The organism is Streptomyces sp. NPDC043746, from assembly GCF_056436485.1.
The window spans coordinates 173,695-193,642 of sequence record NZ_JBWKCM010000008.1 but is presented as its reverse complement, the minus strand read 5'-3'; the positions used below and the strand labels follow the sequence as shown (position 1 = coordinate 193,642).

At 72.3% G+C, this 19,948-nt stretch carries 18 protein-coding genes; 9 read left to right on the top strand and 9 right to left on the bottom strand.

What is annotated here, in order from left to right:
* Positions 1-75: 75 nt before the first annotated feature.
* The 3 genes from AC0682_RS11965 (at position 76) to AC0682_RS11955 (ending at position 3,559) form a co-directional block, all read left to right on the top strand.
* Entirely contained in the window at positions 76-570 is a 495-nt protein-coding gene (locus tag AC0682_RS11965) for an inorganic diphosphatase (protein ID WP_254813242.1), read from the top strand.
* 177 nt (positions 571-747) lie between these two features.
* The gene (locus tag AC0682_RS11960; protein ID WP_478532528.1) at positions 748-2,451 is read left to right on the top strand and encodes a threonine/serine exporter family protein; all 1,704 of its coding nucleotides are present in this window, start codon (positions 748-750) and stop codon (positions 2,449-2,451) included.
* A gap of 142 nt (positions 2,452-2,593) precedes the next feature.
* Positions 2,594-3,559 (top strand): DUF368 domain-containing protein, encoded by a 966-nt coding sequence (locus AC0682_RS11955; RefSeq protein ID WP_478532527.1) that lies wholly within the window; start codon positions 2,594-2,596, stop codon positions 3,557-3,559.
* Positions 3,560-3,619: 60 nt separating this feature from the next.
* On the opposite strand, the gene AC0682_RS11950 is transcribed toward AC0682_RS11955, so the two are convergent.
* Positions 3,620-3,751, bottom strand: coding sequence for a hypothetical protein (locus AC0682_RS11950; protein WP_478532526.1), 132 nt, complete (start codon positions 3,749-3,751; stop codon positions 3,620-3,622).
* A 164-nt stretch (positions 3,752-3,915) separates the two neighbouring features.
* On the opposite strand from AC0682_RS11950, the gene AC0682_RS11945 reads away from it, so the two are divergent.
* The 3 genes from AC0682_RS11945 to gad all read left to right on the top strand — a co-directional run bounded on the left by AC0682_RS11945 (position 3,916) and on the right by gad (position 7,399).
* A complete protein-coding gene (locus AC0682_RS11945) occupies positions 3,916-4,281 on the top strand; it encodes a YbjQ family protein (protein ID WP_098024152.1) in 366 nt (121 codons plus the stop codon).
* 144 nt (positions 4,282-4,425) lie between these two features.
* Positions 4,426-5,724, top strand: coding sequence for an ion channel protein (locus AC0682_RS11940; protein WP_478532525.1), 1,299 nt, complete (start codon positions 4,426-4,428; stop codon positions 5,722-5,724).
* Positions 5,725-5,971: 247 nt separating this feature from the next.
* Positions 5,972-7,399: a glutamate decarboxylase gene (gene gad, locus AC0682_RS11935; protein WP_478532524.1), complete on the top strand. Its 1,428-nt coding sequence runs from the start codon at positions 5,972-5,974 to the stop codon at positions 7,397-7,399.
* 11 nt (positions 7,400-7,410) lie between these two features.
* On the opposite strand, the gene AC0682_RS11930 is transcribed toward gad, so the two are convergent.
* The 5 genes from AC0682_RS11930 to AC0682_RS11910 form a co-directional block, all read right to left on the bottom strand.
* Positions 7,411-8,262 (bottom strand): ABC transporter permease, encoded by an 852-nt coding sequence (locus AC0682_RS11930; RefSeq protein WP_478532523.1) that lies wholly within the window; start codon positions 8,260-8,262, stop codon positions 7,411-7,413.
* A complete protein-coding gene (locus AC0682_RS11925) occupies positions 8,259-9,320 on the bottom strand; it encodes an ATP-binding cassette domain-containing protein (protein ID WP_478532522.1) in 1,062 nt (353 codons plus the stop codon). The genes AC0682_RS11930 and AC0682_RS11925 overlap by 4 nt, the downstream gene beginning before the upstream one ends.
* Positions 9,321-9,406: 86 nt before the next feature.
* The gene (locus AC0682_RS11920; RefSeq protein ID WP_478532521.1) at positions 9,407-10,048 is read right to left on the bottom strand and encodes a PadR family transcriptional regulator; all 642 of its coding nucleotides are present in this window, start codon (positions 10,046-10,048) and stop codon (positions 9,407-9,409) included.
* Between the two features lie 81 nt (positions 10,049-10,129).
* The gene (locus AC0682_RS11915) at positions 10,130-11,587 is read right to left on the bottom strand and encodes an aldehyde dehydrogenase family protein (RefSeq protein ID WP_478532520.1); all 1,458 of its coding nucleotides are present in this window, start codon (positions 11,585-11,587) and stop codon (positions 10,130-10,132) included.
* A gap of 58 nt (positions 11,588-11,645) precedes the next feature.
* Entirely contained in the window at positions 11,646-12,527 is an 882-nt protein-coding gene (locus AC0682_RS11910; protein WP_478532518.1) for a helix-turn-helix domain-containing protein, read from the bottom strand.
* A gap of 350 nt (positions 12,528-12,877) precedes the next feature.
* Between AC0682_RS11910 and AC0682_RS11905 the strand changes: the two genes are divergently transcribed.
* Complete coding sequence (locus AC0682_RS11905) at positions 12,878-13,384, top strand: ATP-binding protein (protein ID WP_478532517.1); 507 nt, start codon at positions 12,878-12,880, stop codon at positions 13,382-13,384.
* A gap of 102 nt (positions 13,385-13,486) precedes the next feature.
* Here AC0682_RS11905 and AC0682_RS11900 read toward each other — a convergent pair whose 3' ends face one another.
* The gene (locus AC0682_RS11900) at positions 13,487-13,729 is read right to left on the bottom strand and encodes a DUF397 domain-containing protein (protein WP_019762059.1); all 243 of its coding nucleotides are present in this window, start codon (positions 13,727-13,729) and stop codon (positions 13,487-13,489) included.
* Positions 13,730-13,996: 267 nt separating this feature from the next.
* On the opposite strand from AC0682_RS11900, the gene AC0682_RS11895 reads away from it, so the two are divergent.
* Positions 13,997-14,521: a hypothetical protein gene (locus AC0682_RS11895; protein WP_478532515.1), complete on the top strand. Its 525-nt coding sequence runs from the start codon at positions 13,997-13,999 to the stop codon at positions 14,519-14,521.
* A 67-nt stretch (positions 14,522-14,588) separates the two neighbouring features.
* Here the strand turns inward: AC0682_RS11895 and AC0682_RS11890 are convergent, their stop codons facing one another.
* Complete coding sequence (locus tag AC0682_RS11890) at positions 14,589-16,715, bottom strand: FUSC family protein (protein ID WP_478532513.1); 2,127 nt, start codon at positions 16,713-16,715, stop codon at positions 14,589-14,591.
* 36 nt (positions 16,716-16,751) lie between these two features.
* Positions 16,752-17,963 (bottom strand): DUF2786 domain-containing protein, encoded by a 1,212-nt coding sequence (locus AC0682_RS11885; RefSeq protein WP_478532512.1) that lies wholly within the window; start codon positions 17,961-17,963, stop codon positions 16,752-16,754.
* 109 nt (positions 17,964-18,072) lie between these two features.
* Here AC0682_RS11885 and AC0682_RS11880 point away from each other — a divergent pair, with 109 nt between their 5' ends.
* The gene (locus AC0682_RS11880) at positions 18,073-19,740 is read left to right on the top strand and encodes a bifunctional 3'-5' exonuclease/DNA polymerase (RefSeq protein ID WP_478532510.1); all 1,668 of its coding nucleotides are present in this window, start codon (positions 18,073-18,075) and stop codon (positions 19,738-19,740) included.
* The last annotated feature ends 208 nt before the right edge of the window (positions 19,741-19,948 follow it).

Below are 19,948 nucleotides of genomic sequence, written 5' to 3'. Positions count from 1 at the left end.
CCCTTTCGCGAGCACTCTTCTGCGTGGGGGACACTTAACCACCAGTCGTATGTGTTGATCATGGAGGAGCCACCCGTGGAGTTCGACGTCACCATCGAGATCCCGAAGGGTTCGCGGAACAAGTACGAGGTGGACCACGAGACCGGTCGGATCCGCCTGGACCGTCGACTCTTCACCTCGACCAGCTACCCGGCCGACTACGGCTTCGTCGAGAACACCCTCGGCGAGGACGGCGACCCGCTGGACGCGCTGGTCATCCTGGACGAGCCGACCTTCCCCGGCTGCCTCATCAAGTGCCGCGCCATCGGCATGTTCCGTATGACGGACGAGGCCGGCGGCGACGACAAGCTGCTCTGCGTCCCGGCGTCCGACCCGCGCGTGGAGCACCTGCGCGACATCCACCACGTGTCGGAGTTCGACCGCCTGGAGATCCAGCACTTCTTCGAGGTCTACAAGGACCTGGAGCCGGGCAAGTCCGTCGAGGGCGCCGACTGGGTCGGCCGCGCCGAGGCGGAGGCGGAGATCGAGGCCTCGTACAAGCGCCTTGAGGCCCAGGGCGGCCAGCACTGACGTCCCTCTTCCGGTTCCGTTTGTGAGCCGGACGGCCGCATGACGAACGGGCGGCACACCTTCACGGGTGTGCCGCCCGTTCCGCTGCGCACCCCCGTTCGTCATGCGGCGGCCATGTCCGTGGCCATACTGGGCACACGTGCGCCCGAAGGAGCAGCCGAGCAGGAACGAGGTCGAGTGGTGGCGGAATCGGGCGGTCCGGAGGACCAGAAGCCCCAGTCCGACGAGGCACGCAGCGCTTTCGCCCCGCCCGCCGGGGCCATGCAGCCACTGCCGCCGCCCGAGGAGGACCATCCGACGTCGGAGTTCGCGATCCCGACCGGGGTGCACCCCGAGACGGGCGGTGCGCAGGGCTCCGGCGGCGGGCCCGGCGGCGGTTCGAACTCGGACACGCTGAGTTCCGCTTTCACCCCGCCGAGCACCTACCGGGCGCAGCAGGCGCCGCCCGCCTTCACCCCGGCGCAGGGCATTCCGATGGTCAAGCTGACCAAGGAGGCGCCCTGGCAGGACCGGATGCGCACGATGCTGCGGATGCCGGTGACCGAGCGCCCGGCCCCCGAGAGCGTCCAGCGCACGGACGACGAGACGGGCCCCGCCGTACCGCGCGTGCTCGACCTGACGCTCCGTATCGGGGAGCTGCTGCTGGCGGGCGGTGAGGGGGCCGAGGACGTCGAGGCGGCGATGTTCGCGGTGACCCGTTCGTACGGGCTGGACCGCAGCGAGCCGACGGTCACCTTCACGCTGCTGTCCATCTCGCACCAGCCGTCGCTGGTCGACGACCCGGTGACGGCGAGCCGTACCGTACGCCGCCGGGGCACCGACTACACCCGGCTGGCGGCGGTCTTCCGGCTGGTGGACGACATCACCAGCGAGGACACCGAGGTCTCCCTGGAGGAGGCCTACCGGCGGCTCGCGGAGATCCGCAGGAACCGGCACCCCTACCCCGGCTGGGTGCTGACGGCCGCCGCCGGGCTGTTGGCCGGTTCGGCCTCCGTGCTGGTCGGCGGTGGCGTGCTGGTCTTCCTCGTGGCGGCGGCGGGCGCGATGCTCGGCGACCGGCTGGCGTGGCTGTGCGCCGGACGCGGGCTGCCGGAGTTCTACCAGTTCACGGTGGCCGCGATGCCGCCCGCCGCGCTGGGGGTGGCGCTGACGCTGTCCCACTCGACGGACGTCCGGCCCTCCGCGGTGATCACCGGTGGGCTCTTCGCGCTGCTCCCCGGACGGGCGCTGGTGGCGGGGGTGCAGGACGGGCTGACCGGCTACTACATCACCGCCGCCGCCCGGCTCCTGGAGGTCATGTACTTCTTCATCGGGATCGTGGCGGGCGTGCTGATCGTCCTCTACCTGGGGGTGCAGCTGGGGGCCCAGCTCAACCCGGAGGCGCAGTTCACGCCGTACAACGAGCCGGCGCTCCAGATCCTGGCGTCGATGGGCCTCAGCCTGGCCTTCGCGGTGCTGCTCCAGCAGGAGCGCTCGACGGTGCTGGCGGTCACCCTGAACGGCGGGGTGGCCTGGATCATCTTCGGGGCGATGGCCCGGACCGGCGGCATCTCGCCGGTCGCGGCGACGGCGGTGGCGGCCGGTCTGGTGGGTCTGTTCGGCCAGCTGTTCTCGCGCTACCGGTTCACCTCCTCGCTGCCGTACATCACGGCCGCGATCGGTCCGCTGCTGCCCGGTTCGGCCACGTACTTCGGTCTGCTGGGCGTGGCCCAGAACGACGTGACCCGGGGGCTGACCTCGCTGTCGACGGCGGTCGCCACGGCGCTGGCCATCGCGATCGGGGTGAACCTGGGGAGCGAGATCTCCCGGCTGTTCATGGGGGTGCCGGGGGCGGTCGGCGGGGCGAGCCGCCGGGCGGCGAAGCGGACCCGGGGCTTCTGACGCCAGGGGCGGGCGCGTCCGTCCGGCCCCCCGGCCCCTCCCTCGTACGGCCGCTGCGGCGCGCCGCCTAGGATGGTCGCCTGCTCCCCCCGAGGCCGAGAGCCGAACCAGGGCCGACAGCCGACAGTCGAAACAGGAGATCATGGCGAAGCCATCCGGCCACCACGTCTTCAACGCCTTCCGCGGCGCTCTCATCGGCACCGCGGAGGCCGTCCCCGGTGTCAGCGGCGGCACCGTCGCGCTGATCACCGGCGTGTACGAGAAGCTGATCGACGGCGCCGGTCACCTCACCAGCGCGCTGCGCATGGGCGCGTCCGACCTGCCCCGCGGCCGTGGGACAGCGCGCGCCAGGGCCGAGCTGCGGAACATCGACTGGACGGTCCTGCTTCCCCTCCTGGTGGGCATGGCGGTGGCCCTGGTGCTCGCGGCCAAACTGATCGCACCGTTGGTCGAGAAGCACCCCCAGTCCGCCTACGCCCTGTTCTTCGGTCTGGTGCTGGCCTCTCTGTGGGTGCCGTACTCAGGCTCCGGCAAGCGCTGGACCGTCGGGAACTACGCGCTCTGCGCGATCGTCGCGGTGGGCGCCTTCACCCTGACGGGGCTGCCGCCCGGCGAGATGCCGACCCATCCCGTGGTGGTCGCGCTGGCCGGCTCGATCGCGATCTGCGCGCTGGTGCTTCCCGGTGTCTCCGGCTCGTTCCTGCTGCTGACCATGGGCCTGTACGAGCCGACGATCGAAGCCGTCAACGAGCGCGACTTCGGCTATCTCGCCGCCTTCGCGCTGGGCTGTGCGGCAGGGCTCGCGCTCTTCGTCAAGCTGCTGAAGTGGCTGCTGGCGAACTACCACCACATGACGCTGGTGGTGATGACCGGTCTGATGGCGGGCTCACTGCGCGCGCTGTGGCCCTGGCAGGACGACGACCGCGGCCTGCTGGCGCCCAGCGGCTCCGTCGGCCTGACCTGCGCTCTGTTCGCGCTCGGGGCCGCCGTGGTGATCGCTGTCCTGGTGGTGGAGCGCAGGGCGCAGGGCAGGAAGGCGGAGCCGTCGGCCGCCGCGTCGAAGCGTGGCAGGCACGCGCGCGCCTCCTCCGGCTCCAGGCGGGGCTGAGCCCGGTCGGCCGAGCACGGCGACGCCCCCGCCCCGGAGCAGCGCCCACGATGCTGTGGATCACGCACGGGCGCCGCTCATCGGGGAGGCGCCCGCGACGAGCGGCGTGACCATGCGCACGACGGGCGCGAAGCACGCCGGAACCAGGGGCATCGGGCCGTGCTTCTCGCGGAAGATGCGGCCCTTCGTCACGTTCCCCTCCGGGAAGAGGCAGGAGTCCGGGCGCCCGGACAGGGCCGGTTCGGGCTCTCGGCCGAGGGGGTGACCCAGGCGGATGCCTGTGGTTCCAGCGGCGCACAGCGGGAATGCGCATCCTGCGGAGTAGGCCGAAGCGGATCGCAGGAGGTACCACGGACATGGGCATTGAGGAATTCGGCGGCGGGCAGACCGCCCAGGCGGACGTGCTGGTCGTCACCACCAACGACGTGCCGGGGTATCGGGTGACGCAGGTCATCGGTGAGGTCTTCGGGCTGACGGTACGGTCGCGCCACCTCGGCAGCCAGATCGGCGCCGGGCTGAAGTCGATGATCGGCGGCGAGCTGAAGGGGCTGACCAAGACCTTGGTCGAGACCCGCAACCAGGCGATGGACCGGCTGGTGGAGCAGGCGCGGGCACGGGGCGCCAACGCGGTGCTGATGATGCGGTTCGACGTGACGGAGGCGGCGGACGTGGGAACGGAGGTCTGCGCGTACGGGACGGCCGCGGTGATCAGCAAGGTGTGACGGCTGGGTGACGGCGGGGGACAGCGGCGGGGAGCGGCAAGGTGTGAGGGCGGGGAGGGGCGGCGCGGGGTGGCGTGACGCCATCCGGGCCGCCATTGAGGCGTTATGACCGATTCACGCATCTTGTGAATCTATGGTGAGCCGGTGGCTGCACCTGAACCCCCCGCGCCCCCGTCCACCGCTCCCCCGCACCCCGCCGCCGCCCCCGCCCGGCGGCTCGCGCCGCTCGTCCTGCCCGCGATCGCCGTCGGTGTGGTCTGCGCGCTGGTCCTGCTCGGGGTCAGTCTCCTGGCCGAGCGACTCCAGGACGTGCTCTGGGAGACCCTGCCCGACGCGCTCGGCGTGGGGCGGTACTCCGCGCTCTGGATGATCGTCATGCTCACCGCGACCGGGCTCGCGGTGGGCCTGGTCCTGCGGGCCGCCCCCGGGCACGGCGGGCCCGACCCGGCCACCACCGGGCTGGTGGACGCCCCGATGCGGCCGAGCGTCGTCCCCGGGCTGCTCCTGGTGACCATGCTGGCGCTGGCGGGCGGGGTGAGCCTCGGACCGGAGAACCCGATCACCGCCGCCAACATCGCGCTCGCCTACTGGCTCGGCCGACGGGCCGCGCCCGGCGCACCGGCCGAGCTGTGGGTGGCGCTCGCGGCGGCCGGAACGGTGGGGGCGCTCTTCGGCACGCCGATCGCCGCCGCGCTGATCCTCTCCGAGACGCTGGCCTCGCGGCCGGGCCCCGGGGTGTTCTGGGACCGGCTCTTCGCCCCGCTCGCGGCCGGTACGGCCGGTGCGCTGACCATGTCGCTGATCGCGGAGCCCAGCTTCGACCTCTCGCTCCCCGGCTACTCCGGGCCGCACTGGGGCGATCTGCTCGCCGCCCTGCTGATCGCCTCGGCGGGCGCGCTCCTCGGCCTGCTGGCGGTGTACGCGTTCCCGTGGGCGCACCGGGCCTTCCGGGCGCTGCGGTACCCGGTGCTCGCGCTGACGCTCGGCGGGCTGGCGCTGGGGCTGCTCGGGGCACTGGGCGGCCACCTCACCCTCTTCAAGGGGCTGGACGAGGTGAAGGAGATCGCGGGGGACCCGGACGGGTGGTCGGCCGGGGAGTTCGCGGTGATGGCGGTCGTGAAGATGGCCGCACTGGTGGTGGCGGCCACCTGCGGCTTCCGGGGCGGGCGGATCTTCCCGGCGGTCTTCGCGGGGGTGGCGCTCGGGCTCTGCGCCCATGCCCTGGTCGGGGCGGTGCCACCGGCGCTCGCCGTCTCCTGCGCGGTGCTGGGCGTGCTGCTCGCCGTGACCCGTCAGGGGTGGCTGAGCCTGTTCACGGCGGCGGTGCTGGTCAGCGACGCGTCCGTACTGCCGCTGCTCTGCGCCGCCACCCTGCCGGCCTGGCTGCTGGTGACCGGGCGGGCCCAGATGCAGCTGGACGGGGAGGGGAAGGCACTGCGGTGAGGCTTCTCCGTTCCGGTTCCCTCTCCCGTACGCGTGCAGGAGCACGTTCGCGTACGGGAACGAGACCGGGAGGACGCACCCGAGCGGGTGGCCCCTTCCGGCGCGCCGGACCTCACACATGTCCGTATCGTCGGCTTCGTAGCGCCGTATACGGATGCGCACCACCGCTGATCTTCCGACGGAGGCCTTGTCGGGAGCTGAGAGACCGCGAGCCGCAGAAACCCGAGCCGAGGAAGAGGACTCCCCCATGCCGCTCCACCGAGGCGCCCACCCGCGGCGGGACGAACACTCCGAGGAGCGGCGCAGGCTCGCCCTCAACCCCTTCTACGGCGAGGCCGATCCGACGGCGGCGATGAACACCGCCCCGCCCCGGCACAAGCTCCCCGACGGGCCGCTGCCTCCCCCGACGGCGTACCGGCTGGTCCATGACGAGCTGATGCTCGACGGCAACTCCCGGCTCAACCTGGCCACCTTCGTGACCACCTGGATGGAGCCCCAGGCCGGGGTGCTGATGGGTGAGTGCCAGGACAAGAACATGATCGACAAGGACGAGTACCCGCGCACCGCCGAGCTGGAGCGGCGGTGCGTGGCGATGCTCGCGGACCTGTGGAACGCGCCGGATCCGGCGGCCGCCGTGGGGTGTTCGACCACCGGGTCGAGCGAGGCGTGCATGCTGGCCGGGCTCGCCCTCAAGCGCCGCTGGGCCAAGCGGAACGCGGACCGCTATCCGGCGACAGCCCGGCCCAATCTGGTGATGGGCGTCAACGTGCAGGTGTGCTGGGAGAAGTTCTGCACCTTCTGGGAGGTGGAGGCCCGCCAGGTCCCGATGGACGGCGAGCGCTTCCATCTCGACCCGCAGGCCGCCGCCGAGCTGTGCGACGAGAACACGATCGGGGTCGTCGGGATCCTGGGCTCCACCTTCGACGGCTCCTACGAGCCCGTCGCGGACCTGTGCGCGGCCCTGGACGCCCTCCAGGAGCGCACCGGCCTCGATGTCCCCGTCCATGTCGACGGGGCCTCGGGCGGGATGGTGGCGCCCTTCCTCGACCCGGAACTGACGTGGGACTTCCGGCTGCCGCGCGTCTCGTCGATCAACACCTCGGGCCACAAGTACGGGCTGGTCTACCCGGGCGTCGGCTGGGCCCTGTGGCGTACGTCGGACGAGCTGCCGGAGGAGCTGGTCTTCCGGGTCAACTACCTGGGCGGCGACATGCCGACCTTCGCGCTGAACTTCTCGCGGCCCGGGGCGCAGGTGGTCGCCCAGTACTACACGTTCCTGCGCCTGGGACGCGACGGCTACCGGGCGGTCCAGCAGTCCGCCCGGGACGTGGCCTGCGGACTGTCCCGGGCGGTGGCGGAGCTGGGCGACTTCCGACTCCTCACCCGGGGGGACGAGTTGCCGGTCTTCGCCTTCACGACGAACCCGGACGTCCACGCGTACGACGTCTTCGACGTCTCCCGCCGGCTGCGCGAGCACGGATGGCTGGTCCCGGCGTACACCTTCCCCGCCAACCGCCAGGACCTGTCGGTGCTGCGGGTGGTCTGCCGCAACGGCTTCTCCTCCGACCTGGCCGCCCTGCTGATCGAGGACCTCAAGCTGCTGCTCCCCGAACTGCGGTCGCAGAAGCACCCGTTGAGCCACGACCGGACGGCCCGGACGGCATTCCACCACTGACACCCCCGTCGCTAGCGACTGAGGCGGGCGAACTTCCCGACCGCCAGCGGGAAGAACACGGCGATGATCGCCAGCGGCCAGAGTACGGCGAGGAGTTGGGCGTGCTCGGCGGCCCAGGAGCCGGTGGCGCCGCCCGGGTTGCCGAACAGCTCCCGTACGGCGGTGGCGGTGGCGGACATCGGGTTCCACTCGACCATCGCGCCCAGCCACCCCGGCATCGACGCCGGGGCGGCGAAGACGTTGGAGAGGAAGCCGACGGGCCAGACCAGGATCTGGACCGCCGTGACCAGCTCGGGGCGGCCCGCCACCAGGGCCAGGTGGATGCCGACCCAGAGCATCGCGAACCGGAGCAGGAGCAGCAGCCCCACCGCGGCCAGCGCCGCCGAGGCGCCGTTGTGCCAGCGCCAGCCGACCGCGTGGCCGACCCCGGCCATCACGGCGAGCGCGGCCACCGACTGGAGCATGTCCGCGGCGCTGCGGCCGACCAGGACCGCGCCCGGGACCATCGGCAGGGCCCGGAACCGGTCGATCACGCCCCTGTTCAGGTCCTGGGTGACCGCGAGCATCGTGCCCTCCAGGCCGAAGGCCATGGTCAGCGCGAGCATCCCGGGGACCAGGAACTCAGTGGGGTCTCCGTCCACACCCCGGCCGCCACCGACCAGGTACGTGAACATCAGGAGCAGCATCACCGGGAAGGCCAGACCCACGACCACCTCGACGGGCCGACGGGCCCAGTGGGCGAGCTCGCGGCGGGTCATCGTCCAGGAGTCGGCCAGGGCCCAGGCGAGACGGCCGCCGCCGGAGCCCTCTTTCGGGGGTGTGGTCGCGTCCAGGCTGTCACCGTGAGCCGTCGTCGCGCTCATGCCGCCGCCCCCGTCTCGCGCGCCGCGCGTTCACCCGTCTCGTACGCCTCGCGTTCGCCCCTCCCGTGTGCCGTGCGTTCACCCGTACCGCGTGCCGGACGGTCGCCCGCCCCGCGTGCACGGCGGCCAGCGGCGGGCCTTCCCGTCAGGGAGAGGAACACCTCGTCCAGCGTCGGGCGGCGCACCGCGATGTCCTCCGCCTCGATGCCCGCCTCCTGGAGCACCCGGACCGCTCCGGTGAGGGCCGCCATCCGGTCCGGGGCCGGGGCGCTGACCAGTCGGCGGTCCGGGTCGAGAACCGGGTACCCGGCGCCCAGCAGCGCGGCCGCCTCCGCCAGGCGGGCCGCGTCGCGCAGGACGACGTCGATCCGGTCGCCGCCGACGAGCGCCTTGAGCTGGTCGGCGGTGCCTTCGGCGGCGACCCTGCCCTCGTCGATCAGGGAGATCCGGTCGGCCAGCTGGTCCGCCTCCTCCAGGTACTGCGTGGTCAGCAGGACGGTGGTGCCGCCTTTGACCAGGGACCGTACGGCGTCCCAGACCTCGGCCCGACCGCGCGGGTCGAGCCCGGTCGTGGGCTCGTCGAGGAAGAGGACGGTCGGGTCGGTGATCAGCGAGGCGGCCAGGTCGAGCCGTCGGCGCATCCCTCCGCTGTACTGCTTGACCGCCTTGCGCCCGGTGTCCGCGAGCCCGAAGCGGTTCAGGAGTTCGTCGGCCCGGCTGCCCGCCCGGCGTGCGCCCAGGTGGTACAGCCGCCCGAACATCTCCAGGTTCTGCCGCCCCCCGAGCTGTTCGTCCACCGCTGCGTGCTGCCCGAGCAGGCCGATCCTGCGGCGTACGTCCAAGGCCCGCTCCCGGACGTCGAACCCGGCCACCGTCACCCGGCCCGCGTCGGGGCGCAGCAGCGTCGACATGATCCGTACGGCGGTGGTCTTGCCCGCCCCGTTGCTGCCGAGCACCGCGTGGACGGTACCGGCGCCGACCGCGAGGTCCAGCCCGTCGAGGGCGCGCTTGCCCCCGTACCTCTTGCGGACACCGTCCAGGACGATCGCTTCGGTCATGCTCCCCGCCATCCTTCCGCAGCCATGTAGTCAAACTTGACTAGCGACCCAAGGGTAAATCGGGTCCATCCATTGGTCAAACTTGATTAGCCGTCGTCCCCAGGGTCCGGCACACCTGTCGCGTACGGGTTCTCCTCGCCCTCGGCCAGCACCCCGACGAACGGTTCGCCCTCGCCCGCGAAGGTGTACGCGCCGCCCTCGATCCGCTCGATCAGCCCCCGGGTCCACTCCGCACCCGCGTCGGCCGAGTGCACCCACAGGTTCATGATCTCGCCGATGTGGCCGAGGGATTCGGGCCCTTCCTCCGGCGTGTAGTACTCGGTGACCGAGTCCCGCCACACCTTCATGCCCTCCACCCGCTCCTTGAGCAGCGCGACCGCCTCCTCGCGGGGCAGGTCGACGATGAACCCGATCGCCGCCGAGAGGACGTCGAGGTCCTGGTCGTACGAGCGGATCGCGTCGCGCAGGAGGGTGCGGTACTCCGCGAGCCCCTCCTCCGTGACCTCGTACTCGGTACGCGGCGGGCCGCCGACCGTGGAGGGGGCCGTCTCGTGCGCGAGGAGCAGCCCCTGCTTCGCCATCTGCTTCAGGGCGTGGTAGATCGACCCGGGCTTGGCGTTGGACCACTCGTGGGCACCCCAGTACTCCAGGTCGTTGCGGACCTGGTAGCCGTGCGCGCGGCCGTGCATCCGCACAGCGCCGAGGACCAGCAGCCGGATCGCGGACATGGCGCCCACCCCTTCCTGTTCACCGTTGATCAGGGTAGCCCGGGCGGTCGGAAGGGAAGCGTCCGCGGAGGCCGGAGGAGGTCAGAAGGGGAAGACCGCACGGCCGTGCTGGATCGACAGCCACTTCTGCGTCGTGAACGCCTCCACGACCGCCTCGCCGTTCAGCCGCCCCACGCCGGACGTCTTCTCGCCGCCGAACGCCACCAACGGATCGTCCTGGACGGTCGAGTCGTTGACGTGGAACATCCCGCTGACGATCCGCTGCGCGAACCGCACCCCGCGCTCCGCGTCGCCCGTGTGCACGGCGCCGCTCAGTCCGTAGGGGCTGTCGTTGACGATCCGTACGGCCTCGTCCTCGCCGTCGAACGTCATCAGCAGGGCCACCGGGCCGAGGATCTCCTGCCCCGGCAGCGGGGAGTTCTCGGGGAGGTCGGTGAGGACGGTCGGCTCCACGACGTTGCCGCGGGTCCTCCCCCGTACGAGCGCGGTGGCTCCGTCCGCGACGGCCCGGTCGACCAGGGCGGTCAGGGCGTCGGCGGTCAGGGCGTCGACGACAGGGCCGATCCGGGTCTCCGGATCCCGCGGGTCGCCGGACTTGAGGGCGGCCACGGCGGCGGTGAAGCGCGCGGTGAACTCCTCGGCCACCGCCCGGTCCACCAGGATGCGGTTGGCCGCCATGCTGATCTGGCCCTGGTGGAGGAAGCGGCTGAAGACCGCCGCCCGGACCGCGTAGTCGATGTCGGCGTCCTCCAGCACCACCAGGGCGCTGTTGCCGCTCAGTTCGAGGATGGTCCGCTTGAGGTGACCGGCGGCGATGCCCGCTATGTGGCGGCCGACCCGGTCGGAGCCGCTGAACGAGATCACCTTGGGTACGGGGTGCTCGATGAACGTGTCACCGATCTCGGCACTGTCGGTGATCAGGACATTGAGCAGTCCGGTCGGCAGCCCGGCGTCCTCGAAGATCTTCGCGATCAGCCCGCCGCCCACGACGGGCGCGCTCTGGTGGGGTTTCACGACGACCGCGTTGCCGAGCCCGAGGGCGGGCGCGACGGACTTCATCGTCACCAGGAAGGGGAAGTTGAAGGCGCTGATCACGCCTATGACGCCGACGGGGAGCCGGTAGAGGCGGTTCTCCCGGCCGTCGGAGACCGCGGGCAGCAGTCGGCCGCTGGGGCGCAGCGACTGCCGGATCGCCTCGCGCAGCACCTCCGTCGCGCCCCGGACCTCGTATGCCGCGCGCAGCCGGGTGCCGCCCAACTCGTCGATGATCGCCTCGACGATCTCCTCGGTGCGCTCCCCCACGATGCGCAGGGCCCGCTCCAGGACGGCCCGCCGCTCGTACGGATTGGTGGCGGCCCACTCACGCTGCGCCCGCTCGGCCGCCCGGTAGGCCTGGTCGACCTCCAGCGCGGTCGCCACGGTGATGGCCGCGAGCTTCTCGCCGTTGTAGGGATTGAAATCGATGATGTCCCATGAGCCGCTGCCCGTGCGCCACTCGCCATCGATGTACTGGTGGGCCAGTTCATGGAAGAAGGACATGCAATCCCTTACTGCAGGCGTTCGCAGACTCCTGATGCGACGTCATCGTAACGATTAATCACGTCAGTTGGAGGAGTCCGCGCAGAAGATCGCGACTCTCCTCCGGCCCGGGACTGTCCTTGCGCAGGCACTCCATGGCCTTTTCGTACTGCGCGACCTCCTCGGGCTTGTCCAGATAGAGCGCACTTGTCAGCTGCTCCAAATAGACAATGTCCGACAGATCGGATTCCGGGAATCGCAGCATCGCGAACGAACCGCTCTCACCCGCATGCCCTCCGTAACTGAAGGGCATCACTTGCAGGGTGATGTTCGGCTGCTCCGACATATCGATCAGATGCCGCAACTGGCCGCGCATCACTTCGCGTTCGCCGTACGGGCGACGGAGCGCGGCTTCGTCCAGCACGGCGTGGAGGACCGGCGCCCGCTCGGAGACGAGCACCTTCTGGCGCTCCAGGCGCAGCGCGACCCGGCGCTCGATGTCGGCGTCCGACGCTCCGCGCATACCGCGGGAGACGACGGCATGGGCGTAGGCCTCGGTCTGCAACAGACCGTGCACGAACTGGACTTCATAGATACGGATGAGAGAGGCCGCCCCCTCCAGACCCACATAGGTCTGGAACCAGCCGGGCAGCGCATTGCCGTAACTGTGCCACCAACCCGCCACGTTGGCCTCGCGCGCCAGGCCGAGGAGCGCATCGCGCTCCGCGACGTCCGCGACACCGTAGAGCGTGAGCAGATCCTCGACGTCCCTGGCCTTGAAGCTCACCCGTCCCAACTCCATGCGGCTGATCTTCGATTCGGAGGCCCGGATGGAGTAGCCGGCCGCCTCACGGGTGATGCCGCGCGACTCCCGCAGCCTTCTGAGCTGAGAGCCCAGCAGGATGCGCCGCACCACTGATCCACTCGACTCGCCTGCCGACACCGACCCGACCCTCCCCATCGCCTACCGGGCACTCGGGGCGCCCCCAGAACATCTCGACCCCGAAGCCAAGGATTCTGCCACCAAAACGCTTCAGCCCGTACTCATTCGATTACGGAAATGGGAAGACGTCCGGAAAGCTCCGAAACTGCCCGGCGGAAGAAATACCCCGGAATCACCACGGTATCGGGCAGGTCCGGCGCGTGCACGTGCATCTGCCCTTGCATCTGCCCTGCGCATTGGGAAGCATGGCCCCTGCGCACCTGCGTGCTCGTGTTGTGCCGCTGTACCCCCCGCAGTACCGCCGACAGGCAGTGCCGCTACAGCCGCGAATCCCGGGAGTGCCTCGTATGGGGACGAATGGATCGACGATGCTCGAGCCGTTACGGCAGGGGCTTCCCCCGACCGACCCCTCAGGGGTCGCCGGCTCGGCCTCCTGCGCCCTGCCCGCCCGCTACGAAGCGGTCGGCGGAGCACGGCAGTTCACCCGGTCCACCCTGGACCGGTGGGAGCTGAGCGACCGCTTCGACGATGTCGCCCTCGTGGTCTCCGAGCTGGTCACCAACGCCCTGCGGCACGCGCTGCCCAGTGAGCCGCCCCGGGAGTTCCAGGACCCGCCGGTGCGCCTCCATCTGATGCGCTGGAGTTCGCGGCTGGTCTGCGCGGTGCGCGACCCCAGCCGGAAGAGCCCGGTGGCGGGCGAGGCGGCGGATTCGGCCGAATCGGGCCGGGGCCTGTTCCTGGTGGAGTGCGTCAGCGACAGCTGGGGGTGGCACCCCTCGCCCGCGTCGGCCGGCGAGTTCCCGTCGGTGCCGCTGTACGGCAAGGTGGTCTGGGCCCTTTTCCGGCTTTCGGACTGTGCGAAGAGCGGGGCGTGAGGGGACCTCGGGGCCCTGAGGCGGTCCGGGACCGCCTGTACCGCTGGACTGCCGGGCCGCCTGGACCGCCGGAGCGAGCCGGCCCCCGGCGGCCGGAGCGGTTCAGCCGCCGGTCGCCAGATGGTCGAACTCGCCGTCCTTGACACCGAGCAGCAAGGCCTCGATCTCGGCCGGTGTATAGACGAGTGCGGGCCCGTCGGGATGGCGTGAGTTCCGCATCGCCACATCCCCTCCGGGCAGTTTCGCGAACTCCACGCAGGATCCCTGCGAGTTGCTGTGCCTGCTCTTCTGCCAGACGACTCCGTGAAGCTCTGTGGCCGCCATGCCGTTGTACACGTGGTGCACAGGACGCTCCCCGAGTTGCAAGGTGCAAGTGTCAACTAGATCGGATCATAGCTCTGTTCATATGCCAATGCATGAGCAGATGCACGTGCACGCCGGGTGTTGCCGTGATTACAGACTTTCCGTCCGGAGGGGGCCCCGGAAGGGATACGTCCCGGAGGAGAGACGAACGGCACGCCTATTTCGCTCCCGCTCAACGGAGTTGATGAGAGGAACCTTGGTAACGTGACGCGGTCTTTCGACCGGAGAAACAGCAAGGGGGAACTCCACGTGACCAGGTTCGCAACCACCGCCGGTGTCGTGGTGGCCGCACTGGCCGCCGCGCTGACGCTGACCTCGTGCGGCAGCGACGACGACACGGGCAAGGGCCCGGGCCCGGACGCCGCGTCGAGCGCGAAGCCCGGGGACGGCCAGGACGCGAAGGGCTCCGGCGTGGACGCCGCTGCGCTGGAGGGCACCTGGGTGGGGCTGACCGACGGCAAGAACGTCACCGTCTCCATCACCGCGGGCAAGGTCGCCCTCGTCGCCGACCAGGCGGTGTGCCAGGGCGATGTGAAGGACATGGGCGAGGTGATGCTCGCGCTGAAGTGCACCGGCGGCTCCACGGGCCGCACGATGGGCACGATCGAGTCCAACGACGGCAGGAAGCTGGTCCTGTCCTGGGACGGCGGGTTGAAGGACACCCTGTCCAAGGCCGAACAGGGCAAGCTGCCGACGGATCTGCCGTCGCTGCCTTCGGATCTGCCCTCGGGCCTGCCGACGCTTCCGGAGATGCCCGAGCTGCCGTCCTCCTGAGAACAGCCCGTGCGGGAGCGCTTCGCACGAGGGCCCCGTGCGGGAGCGGTTCGTACGGGAGCAGGGCTCAGCGCTCCGAGAGGGTGCTGCTCACCCGGGTGGAGCCGCCGCGTTCGTCCAGGGCGCGGGTGAACTCCTCCAGCGCCTGCAGGAGCAGGGCCGCGCCCCGGCGCACCACCGGGTCGCCCACCGGGGTCGTACCGTCCTCCGCCGGGGTCGCCACGTCCCAGTGGGCGACCGCGTCCACCACGGGCTGCCAGTCGGGCAGCCGCCGCTCCCGTACGGCCTTGGCGCCCTTCTCGGTGGCCCGGCGCAACGCCTCCGCCAGCTGGGCGGCGCCGGGCACGGGGTCGGCCGACCGGGCCGGGAGGTGGGCCTCCAGCACCATCGCGGAGCGGCCGAGCTGCGCCAGGGCGTGCTGGGCGTCGGTGGCGGCGGCCCGGGAGATGCCCCGGTGGCGTACGGGTTCGTGCTGGGCGGTCGCCAGTGCCTCCTGCCAGGCGACCCTGGCCTCCCGGGTGGCGATGAGGGCGTCCCGCACCTCCTCCAGGTCGCGGTGGGCCGGGTCGGCGTACCGGTCGACCACCGTCGCCGCGTACCGCCCGTCCGCCACCAGCCACTCGGCCAGCCGGTTGCGCAGCCGCGGGGTCTCCCAGGCCGGGTAGAGGGCGTACGCGATCATCGCGAGGAGCCCGCCGACCAGCGTGAGCACGATGCGTTCGGTGACGGTCTGGGACCAGTCGTCGCCCGCCATGCCGAGCAGGAAGACGACATAGGCGGTGACGCAGACCTGGCTGACCGCGTACCCGGTCCGCATCAGCAGGTACATCAGCCCGGCGCAGACCACCGACAGCAGCGCGGAGAGCCGGGCGTCGGGGTGGGCGGTCTGCACGATCGCGGTGGCGAGGCCGACGCCGACGAGGGTGCCGCCGAAGCGGGCCACGGAGCGGCCGTAGGTCTGCGAGAACTCCGGGCGCATCACCATGACGGCGGTCATCGGCGCCCAGTAGCCGTGGCCGAGCGGCATCGCCTCACCCACGAAGTACCCGCACACCGCGACCACGGCGACCCGGATCGCGTGGCGCAGGATCGGGGAGCCGTGATGCAGCTCCCGGCGGATCGCCTTGAGCACGACCGGCACGAGCCGCAGCAGGGTGGGGCGGTGGCGGGTGTCGGGGGCGAGGTTCTCGGGGAGCCCGCTGTCGGTGCCGGTGCCCTCCGCGATCTCCAGGACGTCGTCGAGCAGGGCGGCGAGCCGGTCGGCGGCGCGGAGGGCGGGGCCGACGAGGATCACGTCGTTGTCGGGGGTCTTGAGGACGCCGAGGTCGGTGGCGGAGAGGTGGACGGGTTCGCCGTGCCGGACGGCCCGGGCGGCGGCGTCGAGCACGGAGCCGGCCGCGCCCAGCAGCTCGTTCACCCAGGCCCGCTCCAGGCCGTCGGCGGGCACCCCCATCGCCGGGTCGGCCAGCGAGGCGAGGACCGGGCGCAGCCGTTCCGCGACGCCCCGGGCGCCCTGCAGCTCGGCGGGGCGGCGGCGGGCCTGGCGCGGGGTGACGGCGGCGGCGCTGCGGGCGGTCATCAGGGGCAGCGGGTCGAAGGGGGCGACCGGGTCGAGGCGCAGCCGACGGGCGTAGTCGGCCTCGGCGGCCAGCGCGTCGGCGAGGGCGTCGCGCTGGGCGCCCCATCGGCGGATCGGGAACAGGACGATCAGCGCCGCCTGGACCACCCCGCCGACCAGGATCATCCCGGCATGGGCGGCGGCGTCCACGACGGAGGTGGGCAGGGTGATCGTGACCAGCATGATCGCGACGTTGGACGAGGCGATGATCCCGCCCGTCGGGCCCGCCGCCCAGGCCAGGCCGGAGAGAAGGGTCCACAGGCCGAGGAGGCAGAGGAACACCACGGCGTGCGAGGCGGAGACATAGCCGAGGAACGTCGAGACGGCGAGGCTGGCCCCGGAGACGAGGGCGAGCACGGGGCGCGGGCGCCAGCTGCGCTGGAAGGTGGCGATGGCCGCCTGGAAGGCGCCGAACGCCGAGCTGGCCGCGATCTCCGGCCCGAAGAGGACCAGGCTCGTGCCGACGACGAGGGCGAGTCCGGCCGCCCCGCGGAAGGCGATGAGCGGTTCGAGTCGCTGCCGCTCGATCTCCAGCCCCGAGCGGGCGGTCTCCTTCAGCGCCCGGAGCCAGCTCATGGGCCGAGCCTAGCCCGAATAACAGACAAGCCTGACTTACGCCGTGATTTCGCCACCGTCGCGTCCGTGCGGGCCCTTCCGGGAGCCGCCCACGCGGGCCCGGTCGGCTGCCTCGGTGCCGTGGTTCCAGCCGTCCAGGTCGGTGGCGCCCCGGACCCGGGTGGAGGCGGTCCGGGGGAACATCCGCTCGGTGGCCTCGGTGACGGCGACGTCCCGCGCGGCGAGGACGGGGAGCAGGCCGGTGGGGGTGGCGGCGCCGGTGGCCGCGTCCGTGGCCGTGTCCGCGCCGGCCTCCGCCGTGGCCCGTTCGGCGCTGTCCGCGAGCCGGGAGCCGAGCCGCTGCGCGTACGCCATGAGGAACGACTGCCGGAAGGTCTTGGTCCGCTTGCGGCCGGAGGCGCGCTGGCCGGCCTCCGCCCGGGTCATCGCCGCCGTCCCCTGCACCAGCAGCGAGGTGAACAGCAGCTCGACGGCCTCCAGGTCCGGCTCGAAGCCCACGACGGTGCTGAAGCCCAGCTCGCCGTTCCACACGGCCTGGCAGCGGTTGGCACAGGCCACGGCGTCGAGCAGGATCGCCTTCGCGCTCTCGTACGGGGGCTCCACCCCGATCCGGCACGCCCCGGGGCTGCCGGTGCTGTGACCGCGGGCGGCGAGGAGCGCCTCGTCGATGCTGTGCCGGGCCGTCAGTTCCTGCGCCTTGGCCGTCAGCGCCTCGGCCTCCTCCGGGAAGCCGGTCGCCTCCGCCTTGGCCAGCAGCGCCCGGATCCGGGTGAGCATGCGGGGCTCGTCCGCTGCGGGCGGGTGGTGGAGGTGGTCGGCGGCGGTGCCGGGGACCGGGCCGACGGGCTCGATCGCGGGGAGCCGGAGCAGCAGCCGGAACAGCTCCAGCAGGTCGAAGGCGTAGCTGAACCGGTCCGGCTTGTTCCGCGGTGCGGGCGGTCGGCCGGGCAGTTCGGCGAGCTGGGCCCGCCAGCGGGGCGGCAGCTCCCCGTACCGGGCGGTCTCGGCGGCGATCAGCGTGGCCGCCAGCACCGCCCGCCGCTCGTCCAGCTCCAGCCGGACGAAGCGGATCAGGTCGGCGGGGAGCCAGCCCCTCCCCCAGGCCCGGGTCACGAACTCCTCGCCGCGCCGGTGCAGCGCGTCGTCCGCGTCCGGGGCGGCGGCGAGCAGGGAGGCCCCGGTGTCCAGGGCCGCGTCCCCCTCCGCGTACAGCGCCGCCGCGCAGGCCTGGTCGATCACCGATTCCATCCGCCCAGGGTAGGCGGACCGCTCCCGGCTCGGCCGAGCCCGGTCGGCCGCTCACGGCGGGCGGCCCGGCTCCGGGGCGGTGTCAGTGGCGGGTGCCAGACTCATCTCCATGACCGAACGGTGGGCGGTGGCGGCCGCGGACGGGGGCGGAGCGCTGCTCGTTCCGCTGGCGGCGGACGGCACGCCCGCCGGTCCCGTGCTGGCCGAGCCCGATCTCGTCGAGTCCGTCCGCTCCCGGCCCGGGGTGGGGCGGTGGGTCTGGCGGTCCACGGACGGGATCTACCCCCGGCTGCTCGCCGCCGGGGTCCGCGTCGAGCGGTGTTACGACGTCGAGTGCGCCGAGCTCCTGCTGCTCGGGCACGCGGGACGGCTCGGCGAGCCCCGGTCCGCCGCCGCCGCGCTGGCCCGGCTGGAGAACGCGCCCGTGCCGCCGGACCCGCCCGCCCGCTCGGCCGAACCCGGCTCCCAGTCCTCCCTCTTCGAGCCGTCCTCCGGCCCCGGGGTCCCCTTCGAGGGGCTGCTGCGGGTCTACGCGGACCAGATGCGCCGCCACGGCACGGCCGAGCACCCGGACCGGATGCGGCTGCTGACCGCCTCGGAGTCGGCGGGGATGCTCGTCGCGGCCGAGATGCACCGGGCGGGGCTGCCCTGGCGGGCCGATGTGCACCGGGAGGTGCTGCACGGGCTGCTGGGCGAGCGGTACGCGGGCGGGGGCGAGCCCCGCAGGCTGGCGGAGCTGGCGGACGAGGTGTCGGCGGCATTCGGCAGAAGGGTCCGGCCCGATCTGCCCGCCGATGTGGTGAAGGCGTTCGCGCGAGCGGGGATCGCGGTGAAGTCGACCCGGCGGTGGGAGCTGGAGGGGCTGGACCACCCGGCGGTCGAGCCGCTGATCGCGTACAAGAAGCTGTACCGGATCTGGACGGCCCACGGCTGGAGCTGGCTCCAGGACTGGGTGCGCGAGGGCCGCTTCCACCCCGAGTACCAGCCGGGCGGCACGGTCAGCGGCCGCTGGACGACCAACGGCGGCGGGGCCCTCCAGATCCCCAAGGTCATCCGGCAGGCCGTCGTCGCCGACGAGGAGTGGCGGCTGGTCGTCGCGGACGCCGACCAGCTGGAGCCGCGGGTGCTGGCCGCGATCTCCCGCGACCGGGGCCTGATGGAGGTGGCCGGTCAGGACGGCGACCTCTACAGAGCCCTCTCCGACCGGGCGTTCCACGGCGACCGCGAACACGCCAAGCTGGCACTGCTCGGCGCGATCTACGGCCAGACGTCCGGGGACGGGCTGAAGAACCTGGCCGCCCTGCGCCGCCGCTTCCCGCTCGCCGTCGCCTACGTGGACGACGCGGCCCGGGCCGGTGAGGAGGGGCGGACGGTGCGGACCTGGCTGGGCCGCACCAGCCCGCCGGTCGCCTCGGCGGGCCAGGACGAGGAGGCGGGCATCCCCCAGGAGGGCGGCGAGCCCTCCTCCGACGGCGGGCCGGCCCGGGCCCGCGGCCGCTTCACCCGGAACTTCGTGGTCCAGGGCAGCGCCGCCGACTGGGCCCTGCTCCTCCTGGCCGGGCTGCGCCGCACCCTCCACGACCAGGGGCTCCGCGCCGAGCTGGTCTTCTTCCAGCACGACGAGGTGATCGTGCACTGCCCGGTCGAGGAGAGCGCCGCCGTGACCGCGGCGATCGGTGCCGCCGGCGAGCAGGCCGGACGGATCGTCTTCGGGGAGACCCCGGTGCGGTTCCCGTTCACCACGGTGGTGGCGGAGCGGTACTCCGACGCGAAGTGAACGCAGCGGCGCGAATGGAGCGGAGCGGTCGGAGCGGAGCGGTCGGAGCGGAGCGGTCGGAGCGGAGCGGTCGGAGCGGAGCGGTCGGAGCGGAGCGGTCGGAGCGGAGCGGTCGGAGCGGGCGGCTCCCCCTGGCCGCCCTTCTCCCCGGGCACGCGGAAGCGGGGGGGGTGGGGGGGGGGGCGGGGGGAGGAGGCGGAAGGGGGGT